We start from the raw sequence: 20,696 nt of genomic DNA, 5'->3' as shown, positions 1-20,696 counted from the left end.
TCGGTTTGGAGAACATTGTCATGATGCCTCGGCTTTCGATCAGTCAATACAAAGTATTGTTGCTTGAAAATATCCATCCCGTTGCTCAAGAAAAGCTCGAAGAAGCAGGATTTAAAGTTGACCGAATGCCTGGAGCCTGGAGCGAAGAGGAGCTGTGTGCGAAGATCGGTGCTTATCAAGCATTGGGTATTCGCTCAAAAACAGAATTGAATCCAAAGGTCCTTGAAAATCATGGAGCTTTGTTTGCGATTGGTTGTTTTTGTATTGGAACCAACCAAGTAGCTGTGGATGTCGCTAATCAAAAGGGACTTCCGGTATTTAATGCCCCATACAGTAACACTCGAAGTGTGGCAGAACTCGTCATTTGTGAACTGATTGCTCTCTCTCGCCAGCTTTGTGATCGCAGTCAAGGCTCTCACCGGGGACAGTGGCTGAAGTCGGCCGATGGCTCTCGTGAGGTTCGCGGAAAAACTCTTGGAATTGTAGGATACGGACACATTGGCTCTCAGGTGAGTATCATGGCAGAGTCCATGGGGCTCAAAGTTATTTTTTTTGATATTATCAAGAAGCTTCCTCTTGGAAACGCCCAGTCGGTCGAAAACCTTGAAACACTCCTTAAGCAGTCTGATTTTGTCACGCTTCATGTTCCCGAAACTTCTTACACTCAAAATATGCTAGCGGCCAAAGAGTTAGCGAAAATGAAAAAGGGAAGTTATCTTCTCAATGCGAGTCGTGGCACTGTTGTTCAAATCGAAGACTTGGTGGAGGCTCTAAAGTCCGGTCACCTTGCGGGGGCGGCCATTGATGTTTTTCCTGAGGAGCCTTCTTCAAATAAGGCCCCATTTTTGAGCCCATTGCAGGGAATGAACAACGTGATTCTGACGCCCCATGTGGGCGGAAGCACTGAAGAGGCTCAAAAGGCCATTGGAGAAGAAGTCGCCGATAGTCTCATAAAATTTTTGCGTCTTGGTTCTACTTTTGGTGCAGTGAATTTTCCAAATCTGGAAGTTCCGCCTTCAAAAGGCGTGCGAAGATTGATAAATGTTCATCGAAATGTTCCGGGAGTCTTACGCGATATTAATAATATTGTCTCTGAACACGGGGCTAATATCCTTGCTCAATATTTGTCGACAGATCCAAATATTGGATATTTGATTATGGATATGGAAAAAGGTGAGGCCGAAAGAGTCGCTGACGAGATTCGCCATCTTTCAACTGCCATAAAAACTCGCGTTCTTTTTTAGGAATCTCTCCGTTGACAGACAGGTCTTTCTCAAGCGGGATCAAATATCAAATATCAAATATCAAATATTTTTCCAGGGTTAATGATTCCGTCCGGATCAAAAACCTTTTTGATTTCCCTCATAATCTGAATTTCATCCGGGCTTCGCGTGTACTCCAGGTACGGCTTTTTCGTTAAACCTACCCCGTGTTCAGCCGAAATACTTCCCTTAAAACGGGCGATCATTTCAAACAAGTGTTGATCTACCTTGTGGCATTTGTTGAGAAATTCAGTCGATGTGAGGGAAGGTGGCTTCAAAATATTGATATGAAGATTGCCGTCTCCGATATGGCCAAACCAAATGACTTCGAAATCAGGATACTCAGTTGTAAGGAGCTGATTGAGTTCAGTCAAAAAAGCCGTCACATCCGAAACGCGAACAGAAATATCGTTCTTATAGGGCTGGTGAGGAGCTGTCGATTCAGATATATCTTCACGCAATCTCCAAAAGTCTTTTGCCTGTTGGGCTGTCTGAGAAACAGCTCCATCCACAACCCAATTTTTTTCTAAACACAGTTCGAAGAGTCCCATGGCTTGGTCCATTGTCGTCTCAGATTCGTGTTCAAATTCAATCAATACATAAAAAGGACAATCCGCGCTCAATGGGTTTTTCAAATGGCCTTGTTTCAGAACACAAGCGAGGGCCTTGTCTGTGAACATTTCGTAGGCCGTTAGAGGGAGTTCACGGCGAAAGGTTTGAAATATATTTAAGACATTATTGAGATTTTCAACTCCGAGCAAAAAAACGGTCAGATCCTTTGGCGAGTGGGTGACTGTAAATGTGGCTTCGGTGATAAAGCCCAAGGTTCCTTCCGAGCCGATAAAGAGCTGCCTTAAATCATATCCCGTCGCATTTTTTACCAAGCTATTGTTCAAATTGAGAATCTGGCCCTGTCCTGTCACAACTTTTATTCCGGCCACCCAATTGCGAGTTAATCCGTAGCGAAGAACTTTGATCCCACCCGCATTTGTTGCGATGTTGCCTCCAACATGACTGGAGCCCCGTGCGGCAAAATCAACTGGATAATAGTAGCCTTTTTCCTTAGCAAAATTTTGCAGCTGCTCTGTGATGACACCGGCTTGACACTGAACGGTCAGATCGATGGCATTAAATTCGAGGATCTTATTCATTTTATCAAATGAGACAATGAGTTCGCTGTTTGTGGCGACTGCAGCCCCACTCATGCCGGTTCTGCCGCCCGATGGAACCAAAGCTGTTTTGTTTGCACGCGCCCATAAAACGAGATCGCGGACTTGCTCTGTGCTTGTTGGGAACACAACACCCAGGGCACTGGTCAGGAGGTGCTTTGTCCAGTCTTTGCCGTAAATTTCAAGGTCCTCTGGACTTTGACTTATTTGATCGGGTCTTAAAAAATTCTTGAGATCAGAAAAGGACATAAATTCTCACCTCCGACGGGAGGTCATATCACAATCACTATCTATCCAAAACTGAATTAAATGGATAAGGCTCGAATTTCGTTAAAACGCCCATCGCTTCGCAGGTCAAAGCTGCGTGAAGCCAGGCGTTCTTTGTGAATATCTTTTAGTATTTCTATGGCCTCCGGCACAATTTGATCAAAATTCTGAGGTTGCTCAATAAGCAATCGCTCTATCATTTCGCCCAACTCCGAGATCTCTGGGAAGCCGTAGGTCTTTCCTGTTCCCTTGAGCTTGTGAAAATCTTCTCGCAAAGACTCTAAATTTCGGCTTCGAAGGGAAGTCTCCAATTCATTGAGTTTGGAGGGAAGACTTTCCAGATATTCAACACGGAGATTCTTCATCAAATCATCAAATTTGGTCATGCCGCCACTCCATCTGAGAAAGGCTCTTCGGTCGACCCGTCCTTATCCAGAATAAATCTCCATTCTCCAAGTGTAAAATAAAATGTGCTTCCTTTTTTAGCAGTTGAGTGAACGCCAATAATCCCTTGGTGTTCCTCGACCAAGGCCTTTGCGATTGCTAGACCTAAGCCGGTTCCTTTAACAAGCGGATTTTCTGAGTTTGTGGCCTGTCGGAATTTTTGAAAGATGAGGTCCTGATCTTCTGGTGCGATACCTTTTCCTTGATCAAGGACAGATATGACCAGCTGCTGGGAATCATCTATTTCGGCGTTTATCTGAACCAAGCTATTTTTTGAGCTGTATTTAATTGCATTAGAAATCAAATTTGTCAGAACCTGCTGAATGCGATCGCGATCCATCAGGGCTTCGACCAGAGGGAGTTCGTTGTGCATGAGGCGAACTCCCGCTGTTTTGGCGAGTCCCTGAATGCCGTCTAGGGAGGGTTTAATGACTTCGTGAAGTGAGCACCACTTTTTTGTCAGAGGCAGCCGGTGAGCATCAATTTTTGCCAAATCGAGCAAGTCATTGATCAAGCGAATGAGGCGATCAGTCTCGCTTTCCGCAATTCTTACCAAATTGCTGGAGGCTTCGTTCAGTGACCCTACGACCCCAGTTTTTAGAAGGCTGAGTGAACCCTTGATTGAGGTCAGTGGAGTTCTCAGCTCATGGCTTGCAATGCTTAAGAAATCGGATTTGGCTCTATCCAGAGATTTTAACTCATCCATTTGACTAAGAACTTTCTGAGCCAGTGAGTTGAATGTCGCTTGCAAATCACCCATTTCGTTAGATGAGGGCAAAGCGAACTGGTAGGTGTATTTTTGATTTAGAAAGTCGATCATTTTATGGGAGAGGGAGTCGATTTCCCTGAAAACAGTTTCCCGAATATAGGCGTAGATGATCAACAAGGTGAGGAGCATGACCGAGAGAACGACGACGAAGAAATACTCGATCCGTCTTTCAAAGTAAGTGGTAAGAGGTAATTGATGTTTTCGATATTCTGTCTCATTTTGAATAAAATGGTCGACTCGACGATTTAAGGCCGAGGGATTTTTGTCAGCATAAGATTGTATCACGTTGCTCAGGCTCGTCATTCGGTGTTCTGGTTCTATCGTACTGCGAATGGCTTGAAGGTCTTCGACCACCGAACGTTGATATTTCCATACGTCTAGAAGCTTGACGCGATCTTGCAAGTCGAAGCTCTGCTGAAGACCTTCCTGCGCTTTTTTGTATTCATAAAATGAGGTAAGGCAAAGGTTTCCAAAATACACTATTATCGAAGTCGCAATAATAGTAAGTGATAGCAGTCTAAAGCGAATAGATTTCATGGGATAACCTTTCCACTTTGATTGAGCAGGGACATGATGTCTTGGCACAAGCTTGCGGGGTCAAAGGGTTTTGGAATATACCCTAATGCTTCGTTTCTGAACTCGGTAATATCGGACTCTTGCGATTTGGCACTCAGAAAAATGACGGGGGCTTTGTTCACCTGGGATTCACGATATTTTCTACAAACAGATAATCCGTTCATTTTGGGCATCATTTCGTCCAGAAGTATAAGATCAAAATCATAGCTGAGGGCCATTTCCAGTGCCATCTTTCCGTCGGTTGCGACGTGGACCTGATGGCCGCCTAACTGTTCAAGGGCCAGCTTGGCAATAAGTGAAATATTAGGGTCATCTTCAGCCAACAAAATTTTCATCAATGCTACTCCCATTAAACCGCGGTTTTGTCGCGGTAGGAACCTTTCGTGAAAATCCAAGCCCGAATCTTTTGCAACATTCCAACGTCGGCCCCTATAAAATTGAGTTTGATCTGCCATCTGCGAAGATCCTTGAAACGTTCTATTCTGACCACGCGTCCACGAGGAGAAGGAATGCCGATCGCTAAAAATATGGAGCTGCTGATTTCAAGGACCGAGTGAAGTGTTGGTTCCTGTGAAGACAACACAGTGACTCCCAATTCTGATATGGAGACAACGTCGGCGTCGATCATGAGCGAGGTTTGCTTGAACTCGCTATCTGCCGGAATATGCAGCTCTGGCATTTCGGCGGGCGCTCTGCTATTAAGTAGGTTTTCCACCTTTTTACTAAAAATGAGTACATCAATTGGCTTGACGATGTAGTCGTCAATCCCTGCCTGAATTCCTTTTTCAATATCCCTTTTTTCTCTTCTACCGGAAAGCATAGCGATAGAGAGTTGTTCAAAACGCTTATTTTTCCGCAGCGTTCTCACCAAATCAAAACCGGAGCAATAAGGTAAATTGGCATCAGCAAGAAGTAAATCAAAGTAACCTGTGTTGAGGAGTTCTATGGCACCAAGGGCCTCTTCTGCCGTTGCTACCACATGATCTGCAGAAGAGAGGACGGCCGTTGTGAACTTTAGGATGTCTCTGTCATCATCAACCACGAGTATTCGTCCCAAGGCTTTTCTCCTTTTGCCTGTGAAATGTTTTTCTAAATGGACCTCATCCGGGATATTTGCCTTTGTCCTTCCTTCTCTTATTCATCGGATAAACTGGGCTTAAGTGAGAGGGGTCTCTGCGACCTTAATAGAGGCGCAAAATCAGCTCTGTGGAGAACGAGAAAATTTTCACAAAGTGACGAACTCTTAAACGGGAAGAGGCAGTTTCAGTGAAAATGTTGCGCGAGGACAGGGCAGCGTGTCGTTTGCAGACAAAGGAAAGGCTCCGACGCGACGCCTTCGGGTCTCCCTAAGAAATCAACTTTTTATGAATTCAGGAGTATTCGAAAAAATGTAAATCGAAAAAATGAGATTGAGAAATGCCAGGACGAGGAATATCTGAGGATGGCTGAGGTTAATTAGGTGAAGGGACATAACCAGTAGGCTTGAGGTGACCATAAATACAGAATTGAGAATGTTATTTCCAGCAATGACTCGAGACCGGGATTCGGGTCGGCTTCGTTGTTGGATCAGAGTATAGAGCGGGACAATAAAAAGCCCGCTAAAAACAGACATGAGAAAAAAATCACCAAAAATTCTCCAGGCTTCGAAATGTTGGAAAAAGAGAAGAAGGGACAAGGGGGCGCTCGAGCGAGGAATCCAAGAGGGCGAAACAAAAAATAGATCAGCGAGAAATACGGAAATACCCAATGATCCAATTGGCACGAGTTTCAATTCGACTCGCTGGGAGGAGAGCTTTTCACAAATAATGCTGCCCAATCCAATTCCCACCGTGAAGCTTGCTAAAAAGGCGGTGATGACGGCGGGACCGGCTCCGAGAAAATCTTTCCCATAAACAGGCAGAAGACTTAAAACAGCGGCTCCAAAAAACCAAAACCAGGATATCCCGAGAATGGAATTGAAAATGAGTTTCTGTTCTCGAATAATTTTTCCAAACGCGAGCATAGTTGGGAAGGGGTTCAGGTTTATTTTGAGATCGGGCTGTCCAATTTGAACGGGAGGTATCTTAGTGCTCGTCCATAGTCCTAAAACCGCAACGAAAATGAGCCCTGTGATGATAAGCCACAATGAGCCACCGAAGTTGATTGCCAATCCACCTCCAATGGTTCCTGCAAGAATGGCGACAAAAGTGCCAAGCTCCACGTAGGCGTTGGCTGCGGTCAACTGGGTATGAGGAACTAGATCTGGGATGATACTGTATTTCACGGGCCCAAAAAAAGTGGAATGAACCCCCATGAGAAAGAGAATAAAGAGAAGGCCTGTGTAGAATTCAAAGTAGAAACCAATTGCGGCTAGAATTGCGATGATGATTTCCCCTATTTTAGTGGCGCGTATCAGAAGAGTTTTCTCAATTTTATCCGCCAATTGGCCAGAATGAGTGGAAAAGAGAAAAAATGGAAGAATAAAAATCCCTCCAGAGAGGGCAACAAGCTCGCCCGCACCCAAGCCGAAGACTTGCACGTTCTTGAATGTAATCATTAAGACCAAAGAATTCTTGAGAAAATTATCGTTGAGGGCTCCCAGAAATTGGGTCCAAAATAGGGGTGCGAATCTTTTGTCTTTTAAGGCAAGGTGCAGCGACATAGGAGTTATTGTAAAGAGAGGTTTGCATTCGGCCAACAGATTTTACTTTGGCCCACGTGATTGTTGTTCCAAACTCCAAGGGAGCTGGCTGAAGCAATCTCAGGAGTCCAGGATCTTCAAACATGCGTCCGGCAGCAGCGCTCACGTTGTGAGCACTGCACCAAGCCGAACTCGATCCTGAACCCCTGAGATTGCTTCAGCCAGCTCCCTGTGTTTTCGGACGCAACAGAATCACCGAAGGCTTGTGGCCCAGCCGCTGCATTAAAATCAAGATCCTTAAAATCGGACGGACGCCGAGGATTTTAATCACATCTACTCCATGCTCAGAGCTAATATCAATCGCCTCATTCGCAAAACCTGGTGTGCAATGAAAGTCTCCAGAAGCCTTAAGGATCATGTGTCATGATCGCCTTTGCGAAGTTGGAATCCTTGCTTGGCCCGCAAGCCTTCGGTGATTCTGTTGTGTCCAAAAGACACGGGAGCCTGGCTGAAGAGGATCTTAGGATTTCAGGATCGAGTTCGGCTTGGTGCAGTGCTCACAAAGGGAGCGCTGCTGCCGGACGCATGTTTGAAGATCCTGAATTCCTAAGATCCTCTTCAGCCGGCACCCTTGGAGTTTGGAACAACAATCATGCGGGCCAGTTCAAACAGATTTACTCCGCATGAAGGAATAATAAAGGCAAATGAGGGACAAAAATGAGATAGACGTGAAATATTGCCAATGTTAGATCTGAAAAGCTGAAAGGCCGTTGGGCCGTTGGGCCGTTGGGCATCGAAAGCCCCATAGTCCGGGAGGTGGGTTTGCGGAGAAATATGCTCTACTGGGACCGGGTTCTTCGATACGTTCTCGGTGTTTTGCTATTGACCTGGTCTTTTCTGGGTGGGCCTTTTTGGTCTTATTTGGGTTTTTATTTTTTGGCCTCAGCTTCCTGGGGGTTCTGCCCTATTTATTTTTTTCTTCAATCAATTCGCGAGAGTTGATTTTTTCTTTTGTCATGAAGCATAGTATTCTCACTCATCAGGGGGGGGTGTGAATGTTTCAGCGATTTTTTATTCAGTTGGTTTCGTATTTTGCAATTTTACTTTCGGTTTCTTGTATCTTTTTATCTGCGGCGGCCCGGCCCGTTGACCCATCGGCCTTGGATAAGGCAAATAATTATATTCGCAGAGAGTTGAATCAATATGGAAGAAGCCATTTCGATGTCAGGATTACAAGGGGAGAGCTGGAAAATGTTCCAACACCGGATGGGACAGAAGAGCTAGTTACTGGCGGCAGTTTGAATTGGAGTTGGGGAGAGGTAGATGGGATTCCTCTTGGGCCCGGCGAATCTCTGATTGATCTGACTCTTTATCAGGATCCAAAAACTCAACAAAGTTTTGTTGCTGGTCAGGCGAGCCTTTCAATACGTACTTCAAATCCAAAAGACATATTTATTGAATATGCGGAGTCCATTGAAGACATCATAAAAATGATCAATGGCAAAGGCTTTTATAGTTTGAGCCTCGTTCATAGTGTCAGGGACGACGGAACAGTGGATGCGACTCTTGAACTGACCCCTGTTTCAGTGGACTCTGCTCTGGTTAAAGCCCTTAAAATTAAGGGGGTCTTTCCTGATCGGGCAGAGAGTTTCTTCGTGTTGGAGGCGCAGGGCCTCTTCGGTCTCGCATCTGACTTGGTGCTAAACGCTCAGCGTTCTTTGACCTACGTGTTCTCTGCCCTGACCAGTGAGCGCGAGCCCACCGACAAGGAAAGAGAGGGTCTGGAGACTTTGGTTAACACTATACTTGCGGGGTTGGCTCAGATAGCGGAGTAGAGAGCAACTGGAGAAGCTCACCTGATTGAAACATTTCCATCATGATGTCGCTGCCACCAACCAACTCTTTGTTGATATAGAGTTGGGGAATGGTTGGCCAGTTGCCATATTCCTTTATTCCCGCGCGAATTTCCTCATCTTCGAGGATATCGCAGGTTGCAAATTCTGTCTTCAGATCCTGCAGGATACTGATGGCTCTTGCTGAAAAGCCACACATGGGAAAGTTGGGAGTGCCTTTCATGAAAAGCACGACCTTATTTTGATTGAGCAGGCTTTCAATTCTTTCTTTCGTCTGTTCATTCATCTCTAGTTCTCCGTTTAGGTTTTAATCAAAGTTTTAATAGAAAGGGCGTGAACTTCATTTGATTTTAATTCCTGTGCAAAGAGATCCATAATAGATTGGTGCTGACGGATTCGAGTTTTGCCGGAAAAGCTAGAGGAAGCCACGCGAACCTCCCAGTGGTCACCCCCGCCCGTCAGGTCAAAGACGGCAACGTCGGCATCAGGGAAAGCCTGGCGAATACGTGTCTCGATCTGCTCCAGTGTCATGGCTTTGGTCCTCCTGCGGCCGCGATTTGTTAATGCGTCAACGCGTCAATGTGCCAAGAAAGCCTGCATTTAACCCTCTTCTATCCTTTTTGACAAGGCGGTCCTGAGAATTTCACCGAATTTGTCCCTAAAGATCAGTATTTTGCAGAAGGTGTGAGCTGGACAGCCTTGGGGAATTAACTTTTTTGGCCCTCTCATTATACGTAGCGCAATAGTTCTGGGTAAGAGTCAATTAATGTGGTAGATGGGGGCTGTGGATTTTTTTTTCACTCCGGCCGATGAGGCCCATCAAAAACGTGAACGTGCCAAGGCTCGCGATTTACGCCAGAGTCAATGGTGGCGCCAGCAAATTGGCCGAGGCCGCTGTTATTACTGTGAGCAGGCATTTGTTCCGCGACAGCTGACCATGGATCATAAAGTTCCCATTGTGCGAGGAGGCATGACCACCAGAAAAATGTTGTCGTCGCCTGCTTTCAGTGCAATCAAGATAAAAAATATCATTTGCACGGGGAGCATTTCGTGCGAAAAAATGAGTTACAGCCCGCCGGGGAATAGGGTTTTGGCTTTGCGTTGCGCGATGAATGCGGGGCTATTGTTTTTTTATCCTTGCAAATGACCAGGCTTTTCCCCTTAAAGTAGTTCTGGGAAGAAGTTACTTTTTCCTTGTTACGAACCAAAGGAAGATTGCCAGTGTCAAAGATCACAACAAGTAGCACCGCAGAATATTTTGCGAAAAATCTTCAGCAGGTGGGTTTTTCGTCGCCAACCAAAGCTGTTTTAACCACCCTGAAAGAGGCTGTCGACAATGCCCTGGACGCCTGTGAAGAGGCGGGGATCCCCCCTGAACTCAGTGTTTTTATTCATCGGCTCGATAAGGGCTCTTCAAAGACATCTGATTTAATTGAAATCATTGTCGAAGACAATGGACCTGGAATTGAATCTGAAGATCTTGCCAAGGTTTTTGGAGAATATCTCGCTTCTTCAAAATTTGGCAGGGGACAATGTTCTCGTGGCCAACAGGGAATTGGAATATCCGCTGCAACGACTTGGGCTCAGCTGACGAATGCGGCAGGAGTACAGGTCATCAGCAAAACGGCAAAGATGCGCAAGGCAACCAAAGCCCAGATCGACGTTGATATAAAGGGTAACAAAGGGATTGTGAAGAACAAAGAGACGATTGATTGGGATAGGCCGCATGGGACTCGAGTTGAGTTTCGAATTGATGGGCGTGTTCAGCTCAATGGAGATGGTGGAGTGATCACCTACCTTGATGGGACAACACTGGTCAACCCACATATGACTCTTCACTACAAGTTGTTGGAGAACGACTTGGTTGATGTGGTTCGAGTGTCCGATGAAGTGCCCCACATACCAGCGGCAACTTTGCCTCATCCGCACACCATGAAGTTAGGCGAGTTCATTACTCATGCTCATCTTTACGGACGTATCTCATTGGATAATTTTCTGAGAAAGGGCTTTTCTCGGGTGACTGACGCGACGATCAAGGATTTCGTAAAAAATGGTTTGCCCAAAGGACTTTTGAGTTCCGGACTTGGTTCCTTCAAGGAAGATGAATTCAAAAAGGTTTTTCAAGTCGTCCAGAACACTGAATTGGTCAGCCCCTCGACAAAATCCGTGTTGACGGTTGGAGAAGAGGGATTGTCAAAAAGTATTCATCGATTGGGTGATGTTGATTTTTTTAGTGTTGTCACCCGAAAACCGAGAATATGTGATTTTAAGCCGACGGTAGTTGAAGTCGCTATCGCCCGTTTCCTGAATAAACCCTCTGATGCCAACGATTCTATGATTCAACTCCTGAGATTTGCCAATCGAGTGCCTCTGCAGTTTGACAAAGCAGCCTGCGCGATAACTAAAGCGGTCGAATCGGTGAATTGGAGAGCCTACGGCCTTCAGCAGGCAAAGAATTCTCTGCCGCTTGGATCCTTTGTTTTTGCCGTGAGCGTGACTTCACCATTTATCAAATTTAAGAACGCTTCCAAAGAGACAATTGATGCAAGCGATGAACTTGTTGAGGAAATTCGAAGGACATTGATGCAGGCGGGGCAAAAGCTTTCCCGCCACATTCGAGCTGAAGACAAAGCGGCCGATCTAGAGAGAAAGATTCTGCATATTGAAAAGTTCGGACCTATTCTTGTGGACGGATTGGTGCGAATCAGTGGAGCGAGTCAGCAGCGAAAGAAGAACGCTCAAGAAGGACTTCAGAAACTTCTTGGGCGAGACGCGGATGTGGCAGAGAGCGAATTGGCAGTTGCAGAAAGAAAGCTTTCGGTGCTCAAAGCGAAGCAGGCTCATCGTTTGGGATTAGGCGAAGAGGCTGGCGAAACTGGTGAGGATGGAGACACAGGGGAAGAGTTTTTTGAGGAAGAAATGGAGGTGGATTCTTCTTCTGAAGACGTCGGTGACTTTAAGGCAAAACAAAGGGGAACGACAAAGAAGGCCGCAAAGGCAAGATCTTCGACCTCTAAAAAAGTGGCGACAACTAAAATAAAGGCTGAACCTGCGAAAAAAAAGTAGGACGGAGTAATTATGGCTGGGACTCGAATTCAGATACGGGAGTTTGATAGGGATATTAATAAAGAGGCAAAGGTGCTCTGTGATCAGATGCTAAAAGAACTGGAGAATTCACGGAGGCCAGTGTTGGAGGCTGTCAAGTGTGCACTTGATAACTCGCTTTATAATCCCAAGGTTGGCTTTCTCACACCGGGAGACAAAAAAGTAAAAACCGAGCTCAATGTGTCCTCGGTTCAAAAAATGGCGCGAACGATATTTTTGCTTGAGATCCTCCTTGGCAATATTAAGAGTGGAGCGGTCAATACTAAGCGCGAACTTTACTATATGGCTAAAGGTAGCGTGAAGTCAGATGCCTTCTTAAAGCCTCTTGACTTCGCTGATCAGATCGAGAGCGATGCAATTATTGACTTCATTTGCGATATGCTTGAAGTCTACCGCGAAGAAATGAACTGCTATGCCAATGACCGTGGTGGCCAGACCTATTCGAAGCAGTTGGTCGTTACCGAAACCCTTTCCGACGGAGGAAAGGCCGTGATTGAGCTCGGCAGTCTTGGAACAACTCCCTTCCAGCCGAAGAATCGTCCACAGACTTTTAAATTGAAAGGGAAGGGCAAGATTGATTTTTGTTTGGTGATAGAATCTGAGGGCACAGCCAATACTTTGGTTTCGAACGGATTCACAAAGCGAAACAACTGTATTGTTGTGGGTGCGCAAGGTGTTCCCAGCAATGGCGTTCGTGGCTGGGTCAAAGCCATCCAAGATCAATTGAAGATACCAATCTATTTTTTTGGAGATCTTGACGCCTACACATTGCAAAATATTTTTCGTACATTAAAGGCAGGTTCTGCGGCGAGCTTGATTCGAAACTCTGACTTTTCGGCTCCAGATGTAAGGTTTCTTGGAGTTCTACCTGAGGACGTAGAGAAATATGATCTGGACTGCTATGATGTGAAGGAGAACGATGCGAGCGAAGCGAGATCTTTGAAGAAGGCCAGAGACGTGCTTCAAAATGATCCTTTCTTTTTAGCTCCGAGAAACAAGAAACTAGTTAAAATCTTGAACTGGCTGACAAGGGAAAAGAAATGTTGTGAGTAGCAAGCTCTGTTTGCGGTTAATCCGAAGGATCCGTTGATGCCAGAAAAGATTATTCTTGAGAAGATTCAAAATGGATCTTACGTATAATGGTTCTTACGTATGAAGATATTCGATTGAAACTTAACATGGAGACATTCACCTATGGCGATGATCGAAACAACTCCGGAATTGGTAAAGAAGGTTTACGAGACCACACGCAAAAAACTGGCGGTAGTTCGCAAGCGATTGGGCCGGCCTCTTACTCTAACTGAGAAGATTATTTTTGGACATTTGCAGGACCCAGAGTCGCAGGATCTTGCGAGAGGTGAGAGTTTTTTATTGCTGAATCCCGATCGAGTGGCGATGCAGGATGCGACAGCCCAGATGGCGCTTTTGCAATTCATGCTAGCAGGAAGAGATGAAGCGGCCGTTCCAACGACAGTTCATTGCGATCATCTCATCCGTGCCCAGTACGGGTTAGATCGAGATATGAAGACCGCGATGGGTGAGAACGAAGAGGTTTATGATTTCTTGGCGACAGTGTCTTCTCGATACAACTTGGGATTTTGGAAGCCGGGAGCTGGAATTATCCATCAGGTGGTTCTCGAAAACTATGCTTTCCCGGGCGGCATGATGGTTGGAACAGATTCTCACACTCCGAACGCAGGTGGCTTGGGCATGGTGGCTGTTGGAGTTGGCGGAGCTGATGCCTCTGATGTGATGGCAGGCTTGGCTTGGGAAGTGAAAAATCCTGGGATTGTTGGAGTTCACTTGAAGGGAAAGCTCTCAGGGTGGACTTCGGCCAAGGATGTTATTCTCAAACTTCTCGGCATTCTGACCGTGAAGGGTGGGACGAACAAAGTGATTGAGTATTTTGGCGAGGGTTGTCAGTCAATCAGTTGCACGGGAAAGGGAACAATAGCTAACATGGGAGCTGAGTTGGGCGCGACGTGTTCAGTTTTTCCTTATGATTTACGTATGGCTGCCTACTTAAAAATAACTGGACGAAAAGAGCTATCAGATCTCGCTGATCAGAATCCTGATATTTTGACGGCAGATCCAGAGGTTTCAAAGAATCTTGAAAAGTATTATGACGAAATAATTGAAATTGATTTGTCGAAGCTGGAGCCTCACCTTGTGGGTCCACATTCACCCGATGCGGCCCATCCCGTGAGCACGTTAAAGGAACAGGCAAAAAAGAATGGCTGGCCAACAAGTCTTTCGGCCGCACTCATTGGTTCCTGTACCAACTCTTCGTATGAGGACATTGGACGGGCTACTTTTGTTGCTCGCCAGGCCTTGGCCGCAGGTGTAAAAATGAAGCAGCCCTTCCTCGTGACTCCGGGTTCAACCTTGATAAAAAATACGATTGAGCGAGACGGACAGATGGAAGTTCTGGAATCCGCCGGAGCCACTGTCTTGGCCAATGCCTGTGGTCCTTGTATCGGGCAGTGGAAGCGAGAAGATGTTAAAATGGGTACACCCAACACGATCGTTTCAAGCTTTAATCGTAATTTTCGCGCTCGTAATGACTCAAATCCTGAGACTCTATCCTTTATTGGAAGTCCTGAGATCGTTATGGCAATGGGACTTGCGGGTCGTTTGGATTTTAATCCTGCAACAGATGAATTGGAGACTCCTTCGGGAAAGAAGATTAAACTGAGCCCGCCTGAGGCACCAGAACTTCCGTCCAAGGGCTTTGTTGCCGATACGGAGGGTTACCAAAAGCCGCGCGGCAAAGGAATTGAAGTAAAGGTCTCTCCAAAATCAGATAGGCTACAACTCCTGCAGCCTTTTGCCCCTTGGAGTGGCAAGAATTTGGAAGGATTGCTCCTGCTTGCAAAAGCGAAGGGGAAATGCACGACTGATCATATCAGCCCAGCGGGGCCTTGGCTGAAATATCGAGGTCACCTCGATAATATTTCAGACAATCTTCTGCTAGGAGCAACCAATTCTTTTGGTGGTGCGATTGGAAAAGGGAAAAATGTTTTTACGGGAGAGGAAAATCTTGAGTTCGCGAAAATAGCCCGAGCATATAAGGAAAAGGGAAGTCACTGGATTATCATTGGAGATGAGAACTACGGGGAGGGTTCAAGCCGTGAGCATGCAGCCATGTCTCCTCGGCATTTGGGAGGGCTCGCGGTCATTGTAAAGAGCTTTGCACGAATTCACGAAACGAATTTAAAAAAGCAAGGGATGTTGGCTCTCACTTTCTCAAATCCAGCTGATTACGATAAAATACAGGAGCAGGACCGGTTTGCGATCACTGGGCTTACCAGTTTTGCCCCTGGGAAAAATCTTCAGCTTGAAGTGGTTCACCAGGACGGAAAAAAAGACTCGATTGAACTCAAGCACTCCTTTAATTCAGAGCAGATCAAATGGTTTAAGGCCGGATCTGCACTCAATTTGATGCAGGCTTAACAGGGGAATGGGTCAAAGAGTCCGAATTCAAACTTGGTTTTTCATCCTTTAAGAGAGAGCGTATCTTGCGGCAGCGATCGTCTTCCTGCCGCGCAATCTTCAAGGTTTTCTCGACGGAAGGATGAAGGTCTGCACCATGCGCTTTCAGAAAATCTGAGATTCTGGATGTTTCCTGAGACGTGCATTCGCTTGGGGCTAGCGCAGCGTATTCTTCTGCGAAGGAGCCATCCCGTTCTTTTGAAATCACAATCAGATTCTGATAAAAATCTTTTGCATACAGCTCTCTGAGGGCGACTTGGTGGCGGGGGAAGAGACTTGAAATGATGTTTCGCAATTGATCAAAGCTGTATTCACTCCTTTTATTCGTGAGTTCATTGAGCCATGGCTGTTTTGCCTCCCAGCTTGCAATTGCGGCCTGAGCATTCATCCTATTTTGTTTTCCTGAAGACGAAGGGTCTCGGATGGATTCTTTTTCAATTAAATCAAGTGTCTCAGAGTAATTGTGTGAGGCGATCACTTCGATGATGTCCCATCGCTTGTCTTGGTCAATAGGGAGCCCGGTGAGCTTCAAATCTCCTGCAAGAAGTGCCTTTAACTTTGAGAGGCCAAATTCCGTTTGAACAGATCGAATAAAGCTATCCAACCAAACTTTCTGAATCTCAGAAGAAGGATGAGCGATCAAAAGTTGGCGCAAAATCGCTCTTTCGATCTTTTGAGCAAAGGCATCGTACAGCTTTTTCTCGCTGAGGCTTGCATTTGGCAGATAATAGAGAACCGAGGATTGATTTGAACCTCGTCCGAGAAGATATCTCACGATGTCTCTCAGGGTATCGGGATCCTTTTCTTTGTCTAGATTTCCAATGGCAAGGTCAGCAAACTTGTACAAATTAAGATGGGCGTCGCGAACCATGTCCCAGAGGGCGCTCCAAAAAAGCTGACGATCAAAGGGATTTGTGATTTCATGAATATGTTTTGGAAGCTCAGCAAGGCTGCGCTCGTCCAGTTTGATTTTCATGTATCCATAATCTTCATGATTTGGATAGACGAGGAGAGGACAGGGTTTACCAACTGCTTCGGGGACCCCAATTTGCTTGTCTTTCAGTAAAACTGAAAAACTCTGATCAACCTGAATACCTGATTTGGCGGAGTTCAATTTAGGATTCAATCTGGGGTTAAAGAAGGCCAATTTGAAACGGTGACTTCTGAGATAGGGATATTCGCTTGGAGCTGACTGCTCAATGTGCAGCATTTTCACTTTGTTCTTGTCGCACACGAGAGTGGATTTAACGGTATTGAGCGATGCCGTTTGTAGCCATTCCCTTTGCCACGCACTCAGGTCTGTCCCGTAGGCTTCACGCAGCGAATTCATAAAATCTTTTAACTCGGTATTTCCATTTGCATGTCTTCTAAAATATTTCTGGACGCCCATCTGAAATTTCTCTGGACCGATAAAAAATGAGATCTGTTTGATAACACTCGCACCCTTACCGTAGGTAATGCCGTCAAAGTTTGCAAAGGCCTGACGAGTGTCCGGGACTTGCGCTTCAATCGGATGAGTGGTTACCAGCTGGTCTTCCCAATAGGCCCAACTCTTTGTTCCGTGAAATGTGCGCCAGGCGAGATGTTCAAATTCTGTGGCCTTAGAAAGAGCGAGAAAAGACATATAGGTCGCAAAGCTTTCATTTAGCCACAGATCATTCCACCATTTCATGGTCACCAGGTTGCCGAACCACATATGTGCCATTTCATGGAGGATGGTGTCGGCCAATCCGAGCTTGTCTCGCTCTGATTTAGGTCCCCGCCGAACAAAATTCTCGTTGAAGGTCACGGCGCCGACGTTTTCCATGGCCCCTGCATTGAATTCGGGGACGATCAACTGGTCATATTTGCCGTAAGGATAGGGATAGTTAAAATATTTGCTAAAAAAAGAAAGTCCCCTTTGAGTGATCGGGAACCATTCCTCTGTCTTCACATATTTAGCCAAACTTTGTCTGGCAAAGAGACGCAAGGGAATATTTCCAGCTGAAGATGTCCAGACTTTGTAGGGGCCGGCATGCAAAGACCAAACATAGGTTGAAAAACGCGCACTTTCGGGGAATATCCAGAGTTTCGAATGGGGTGAGTCCTCCTTTACGCTTGATTCACGAACTGAACTGATAACTTGCCATGTCTTTGGTGCAATGACCCTCATGGCATAAGTCGCCTTGAGATCGGGTTGGTCAAAACATGGAAAAACCCGATTGGCATCATAGGGTTCGAGATTTGAATAGGTGTAGACTCTTCTGTCTTCAGGATCTTCGAATCTCGCCAACCCACGACCATCCCGAGAGTAAGATCTTGTGAATGATATGCTTATGGTATTCGCCCCTTCGCGCAAAGTTGACAAGGGTATGTAGAGTTCTCGACCGTTGTAATCAGGATTGACTTGCCTGTCGTTGACCCTCAGCTGTTTGATTTTACCATCGTAAAAATCTATTCTCAGCGGTTCGGCGGCTCCAGGTAAAAAATGGAATTGAATTTGACTGTTCCCGCTAAACTCGGTTTCTCGCTCGGGCAGGGAGAATTCAAGTTTGTAGCTGACCTGACTTACACGCTGCGCGCGATTTATGGCTGCCTGGAGGCTGAGATTGGGTTCGGCCAAGTCTGCTTGAGTGGTCTTGGGAGTCTCGCTGGCCTCTTTGGTTTTGTGAGTTGAACACCCAATGATAGAAAAGATCAAAAGGCCGATAGCCGCGTGCGAACATGGGCAAGCAAAGCGAAACATCAAATTCTCCTACTTTTCGTTGGGTAGCGTATCTAAGGCAAAAATGAACTCGGTCAGAAAACTTCCGTCAGGCAAGCTTTGGTAGATTTCTATAGGGGGGGCAGATGATTTGAGCCTCTTATCCAAAAGATAGTTTGAAACGGCTGGGTAAACCTTGAAGGGGCCAATAGAAGGGGCTCCTTGGAATTCCGCTTTCACTACCAACTGGGAACTGAAGACCCGGTAGAAATAGTCCTTCGGAAGAGGTTCTATCTTTCGGTCAACGATACATCCCACGTTTGAGCGCAATCGACTTTCTTCCACTTTACTTGGGTTATCGAGATATTCTCCGAAAGTTTTGTGACAGAAGACATTGTTGCGTTGGGCCCACTTTTCGACTTCTTCGATCACCGGCCCAACTTTATGGTAGGCGCCTCGATGGATTCGGTAAATAGCGCGCAACTCAGGATAATTGATTTCGCTGATAGTGACTGTTTTGTATCCACCGAGGTAGAAAAACAAATAGATTGCTATCCCAAGAATTGCTGCAAACGTAGAAAAGAAAACCCATTTCAGCATGCTCTCTCCTGCTCAAGAAAAAATTTCAATCAAAACAATTTTGGAATTAACGACCATTACTTTATCTCGAGCAATTTATCGAAGGTCATGATTCCGCTTTCCATTGAGGCTCGTGATTCGGAGGGTCCGGTAGATTCTTCAACTGACATGAGAAAATCCAGTTTTGAATTTCCCACTGCCATCTGCCAACTATCGAGATCTCGGTCACCTGCATTTCTTTTTGTTCCATCTGCTGCATTCTTGACCGTAAATTCGTCAGAAAAATAATTGATATCTTCAGTCTGAATTTTCTCTGATTTCAAAGTCATTCGGTCGGAGGCATCAGGACCATCTCCAGTGACGAGGGACCGCAAGGTCAAACGGGTGCTAAAGAAGCTTTTTCTATCGCCTTTGCTCGTATCGCAGACGATGACCCCGATCCCAGTCCATGTGTCTTGGGCATAGCGGTAAAACTCGGAGCTATCTCCTGCGACACTGCCATGAATATAGCACTGCCATGGCAATTTCTTTGGAGACGCAAAAGTGCTGACCGGGGCGAGGAGCGCAGCCACAAACACAATAGGTACCAAGTGAAAATGCCAGTGAGCTTTCTTCATTCGAATCCTTATAAAACAGGTGAGCAAGGATAACAATGGGCGCGGAAAGCCTTACCTACAGTTGGGGGTTCTTATGAAATATATTCATTTATTTTGGGACATCATCCTCTGCCTTGCCAGTACTTTACCTCGGAGGCGAGACTTGGGCGCGGGACCAAGCCGGAGGCTATCGTCTGAGCCTGGAGGCAAGAGCGTCATCAATAGATACTCATCGTTTTTGAGGATTCCATTGCGGGATTTCATCAATGTATTTAAGAGTGGAGGTGAGGCGAGCTCCGTGAGCTGAAAATCCCCGCCGTCTGGTCCGGGAATGGGGTTTGAATTGACTCGAATCTCCCAGAGGCCTGTTGAAACTTCTCTTGTTTCGATTTGGTCGTTTGGAATTCCGCGCACGATTCTTATCACCGGAAGAATCTCATCTGAAAATTGATAAAGCACGAGATCTCCCCGAGAGACTTCATTGCATCTGTAATATCCCATTAATACTTTGTATGTTTGACCTTTCGTCAGTATGTGACCGAGCTCGGAAGTCCCCATTGTATCGTTCTTGGTCGTATAGATACATTTCAAGTTGGGAGGATAAACAGATTGTCTTTTAATCAACCAAGTTGCATAGACCGTCCATGTGATTGTTAATATCCCACTCAGAAAAAGAATGCCTGTAATGACACCTAATATTTTATCGCTTTTCACGTTTTCCACTTTATCGAACATCCCATAGAGGGAATTTGTTCGCCGGACAGGCTTCTCTTCGCAAGTGTATCTTCAATGGCTATCTTGAGTTCTTGTCTCTTGACTTTGTTTGGGTCTTTCCAGGAATCATCAAATCGCCCCCTGTAGCTCAGATTACGACCGGAGTCATAAACAAATATATCGGGAGTACAAACGGCCCCAAAGTCCTTTGCCGCTCTTTGATCAGGATCAATAAGATAAGGGAAAGAGTAGTTTTTATTCTTCCAGCGCTGAAGAAGGTTTTCGGGATTATCTTCGGGGTGATCCAGCCAATCATTTGAACAAATGCCAACGAATTGAACTCCCTTAGGCAATAGCTCTCGGGCTAGGTCAATGAGTCGTCGCTCGATCGCCTGAACGTAGGGACAATGGCCACATATAAAGATCACCACAAGAACCTGTGCTTCTGAGAAGCTATCCTTATTGAAGGAACGTCCATCAAGGCTCTTAAGTGAAAAGCGAGGACATCTCTGCCCGAGTTGGGGAGCTGGAGTGTAGGTTAAAGCCATTTGTCCTCCGTTTGTAAAG

The 20,696-nt window shown here is 45.8% G+C and carries 20 protein-coding genes and 2 pseudogenes; 8 read left to right on the top strand and 14 right to left on the bottom strand.

Going from position 1 to position 20,696, the window contains the following annotated elements; genetic code table 11:
- The first annotated feature begins 23 nt into the window (after positions 1 to 23).
- A complete protein-coding gene (serA, locus tag IPL83_10520) occupies positions 24 to 1,244 on the top strand; it encodes a phosphoglycerate dehydrogenase (GenBank protein ID MBK9039581.1) in 1,221 nt (406 codons plus the stop codon).
- Between the two features lie 53 nt (positions 1,245 to 1,297).
- Here the strand turns inward: serA and IPL83_10515 are convergent, their stop codons facing one another.
- The 7 genes from IPL83_10515 to IPL83_10485 form a co-directional block, all read right to left on the bottom strand.
- Positions 1,298 to 2,680, bottom strand: a complete 1,383-nt coding sequence (locus tag IPL83_10515; GenBank protein MBK9039580.1) for an FAD-binding oxidoreductase — start codon at positions 2,678 to 2,680, stop codon at positions 1,298 to 1,300.
- Between the two features lie 56 nt (positions 2,681 to 2,736).
- The gene (locus IPL83_10510; GenBank protein MBK9039579.1) at positions 2,737 to 3,084 is read right to left on the bottom strand and encodes an Hpt domain-containing protein; all 348 of its coding nucleotides are present in this window, start codon (positions 3,082 to 3,084) and stop codon (positions 2,737 to 2,739) included.
- The gene (locus IPL83_10505) at positions 3,081 to 4,448 is read right to left on the bottom strand and encodes a HAMP domain-containing histidine kinase (protein MBK9039578.1); all 1,368 of its coding nucleotides are present in this window, start codon (positions 4,446 to 4,448) and stop codon (positions 3,081 to 3,083) included. Before IPL83_10505 ends, IPL83_10510 begins: the two co-directional genes overlap by 4 nt.
- On the bottom strand, positions 4,445 to 4,822 hold the full coding sequence (locus IPL83_10500) for a response regulator (GenBank protein MBK9039577.1): 378 nt from the start codon (positions 4,820 to 4,822) through the stop codon (positions 4,445 to 4,447). The genes IPL83_10505 and IPL83_10500 overlap by 4 nt, the downstream gene beginning before the upstream one ends.
- Positions 4,823 to 4,836: 14 nt before the next feature.
- On the bottom strand, positions 4,837 to 5,544 hold the full coding sequence (locus tag IPL83_10495) for a response regulator (protein ID MBK9039576.1): 708 nt from the start codon (positions 5,542 to 5,544) through the stop codon (positions 4,837 to 4,839).
- A 297-nt stretch (positions 5,545 to 5,841) separates the two neighbouring features.
- Positions 5,842 to 7,128: an MFS transporter gene (locus IPL83_10490; GenBank protein ID MBK9039575.1), complete on the bottom strand. Its 1,287-nt coding sequence runs from the start codon at positions 7,126 to 7,128 to the stop codon at positions 5,842 to 5,844.
- A 196-nt stretch (positions 7,129 to 7,324) separates the two neighbouring features.
- Entirely contained in the window at positions 7,325 to 7,525 is a 201-nt protein-coding gene (locus tag IPL83_10485; protein MBK9039574.1) for a hypothetical protein, read from the bottom strand.
- Between the two features lie 5 nt (positions 7,526 to 7,530).
- Between IPL83_10485 and IPL83_10480 the strand changes: the two genes are divergently transcribed.
- The 3 genes from IPL83_10480 to IPL83_10470 all read left to right on the top strand — a co-directional run bounded on the left by IPL83_10480 (position 7,531) and on the right by IPL83_10470 (position 8,942).
- Positions 7,531 to 7,794: a hypothetical protein gene (locus tag IPL83_10480; GenBank protein MBK9039573.1), complete on the top strand. Its 264-nt coding sequence runs from the start codon at positions 7,531 to 7,533 to the stop codon at positions 7,792 to 7,794.
- Positions 7,795 to 7,929: 135 nt separating this feature from the next.
- Positions 7,930 to 8,109 (top strand): DUF2892 domain-containing protein, encoded by a 180-nt coding sequence (locus tag IPL83_10475; GenBank protein ID MBK9039572.1) that lies wholly within the window; start codon positions 7,930 to 7,932, stop codon positions 8,107 to 8,109.
- Between the two features lie 53 nt (positions 8,110 to 8,162).
- The gene (locus IPL83_10470) at positions 8,163 to 8,942 is read left to right on the top strand and encodes a hypothetical protein (protein MBK9039571.1); all 780 of its coding nucleotides are present in this window, start codon (positions 8,163 to 8,165) and stop codon (positions 8,940 to 8,942) included.
- On the opposite strand, the gene grxD is transcribed toward IPL83_10470, so the two are convergent.
- Positions 8,908 to 9,246: a Grx4 family monothiol glutaredoxin gene (grxD, locus tag IPL83_10465; GenBank protein MBK9039570.1), complete on the bottom strand. Its 339-nt coding sequence runs from the start codon at positions 9,244 to 9,246 to the stop codon at positions 8,908 to 8,910. The two genes, IPL83_10470 and grxD, sit on opposite strands and share 35 nt — an antisense overlap.
- Positions 9,247 to 9,260: 14 nt before the next feature.
- Positions 9,261 to 9,491: a BolA family transcriptional regulator gene (locus IPL83_10460; protein MBK9039569.1), complete on the bottom strand. Its 231-nt coding sequence runs from the start codon at positions 9,489 to 9,491 to the stop codon at positions 9,261 to 9,263.
- 244 nt (positions 9,492 to 9,735) lie between these two features.
- Here IPL83_10460 and IPL83_10455 point away from each other — a divergent pair.
- From IPL83_10455 to IPL83_10440, 4 genes and pseudogenes are all read left to right on the top strand, one after another.
- Positions 9,736 to 10,046, top strand: a pseudogene (locus IPL83_10455) (HNH endonuclease).
- 135 nt (positions 10,047 to 10,181) lie between these two features.
- Positions 10,182 to 12,026, top strand: coding sequence for a DNA topoisomerase VI subunit B (locus IPL83_10450; protein ID MBK9039568.1), 1,845 nt, complete (start codon positions 10,182 to 10,184; stop codon positions 12,024 to 12,026).
- 12 nt (positions 12,027 to 12,038) lie between these two features.
- Positions 12,039 to 13,205 (top strand): annotated as a pseudogene (locus IPL83_10445) (DNA topoisomerase VI).
- A gap of 54 nt (positions 13,206 to 13,259) precedes the next feature.
- On the top strand, positions 13,260 to 15,518 hold the full coding sequence (locus IPL83_10440; protein MBK9039567.1) for an aconitate hydratase: 2,259 nt from the start codon (positions 13,260 to 13,262) through the stop codon (positions 15,516 to 15,518).
- Here IPL83_10440 and pepN read toward each other — a convergent pair.
- The 5 genes from pepN to IPL83_10415 all read right to left on the bottom strand — a co-directional run bounded on the left by pepN (position 15,499) and on the right by IPL83_10415 (position 20,677).
- Positions 15,499 to 18,282, bottom strand: a complete 2,784-nt coding sequence (pepN, locus tag IPL83_10435; GenBank protein ID MBK9039566.1) for an aminopeptidase N — start codon at positions 18,280 to 18,282, stop codon at positions 15,499 to 15,501. The two genes, IPL83_10440 and pepN, sit on opposite strands and share 20 nt — an antisense overlap.
- Positions 18,283 to 18,291: 9 nt before the next feature.
- Complete coding sequence (locus tag IPL83_10430) at positions 18,292 to 18,840, bottom strand: GyrI-like domain-containing protein (protein MBK9039565.1); 549 nt, start codon at positions 18,838 to 18,840, stop codon at positions 18,292 to 18,294.
- 56 nt (positions 18,841 to 18,896) lie between these two features.
- Positions 18,897 to 19,436 (bottom strand): hypothetical protein, encoded by a 540-nt coding sequence (locus IPL83_10425; protein MBK9039564.1) that lies wholly within the window; start codon positions 19,434 to 19,436, stop codon positions 18,897 to 18,899.
- Between the two features lie 84 nt (positions 19,437 to 19,520).
- Complete coding sequence (locus tag IPL83_10420; GenBank protein MBK9039563.1) at positions 19,521 to 20,138, bottom strand: hypothetical protein; 618 nt, start codon at positions 20,136 to 20,138, stop codon at positions 19,521 to 19,523.
- Positions 20,126 to 20,677 carry a thioredoxin family protein gene (locus IPL83_10415; GenBank protein MBK9039562.1) on the bottom strand — a complete coding sequence of 184 codons (552 nt, stop codon included), beginning with the start codon at positions 20,675 to 20,677 and terminating at the stop codon, positions 20,126 to 20,128. The genes IPL83_10420 and IPL83_10415 overlap by 13 nt, the downstream gene beginning before the upstream one ends.
- Positions 20,678 to 20,696: the final 19 nt, after the last annotated feature.

This window comes from Bdellovibrionales bacterium (genome assembly GCA_016716765.1).
Taxonomy (GTDB): domain Bacteria; phylum Bdellovibrionota; class Bdellovibrionia; order Bdellovibrionales; family UBA1609; genus JADJVA01.
This window is presented reverse-complemented; position numbering and strand designations above follow the sequence as displayed.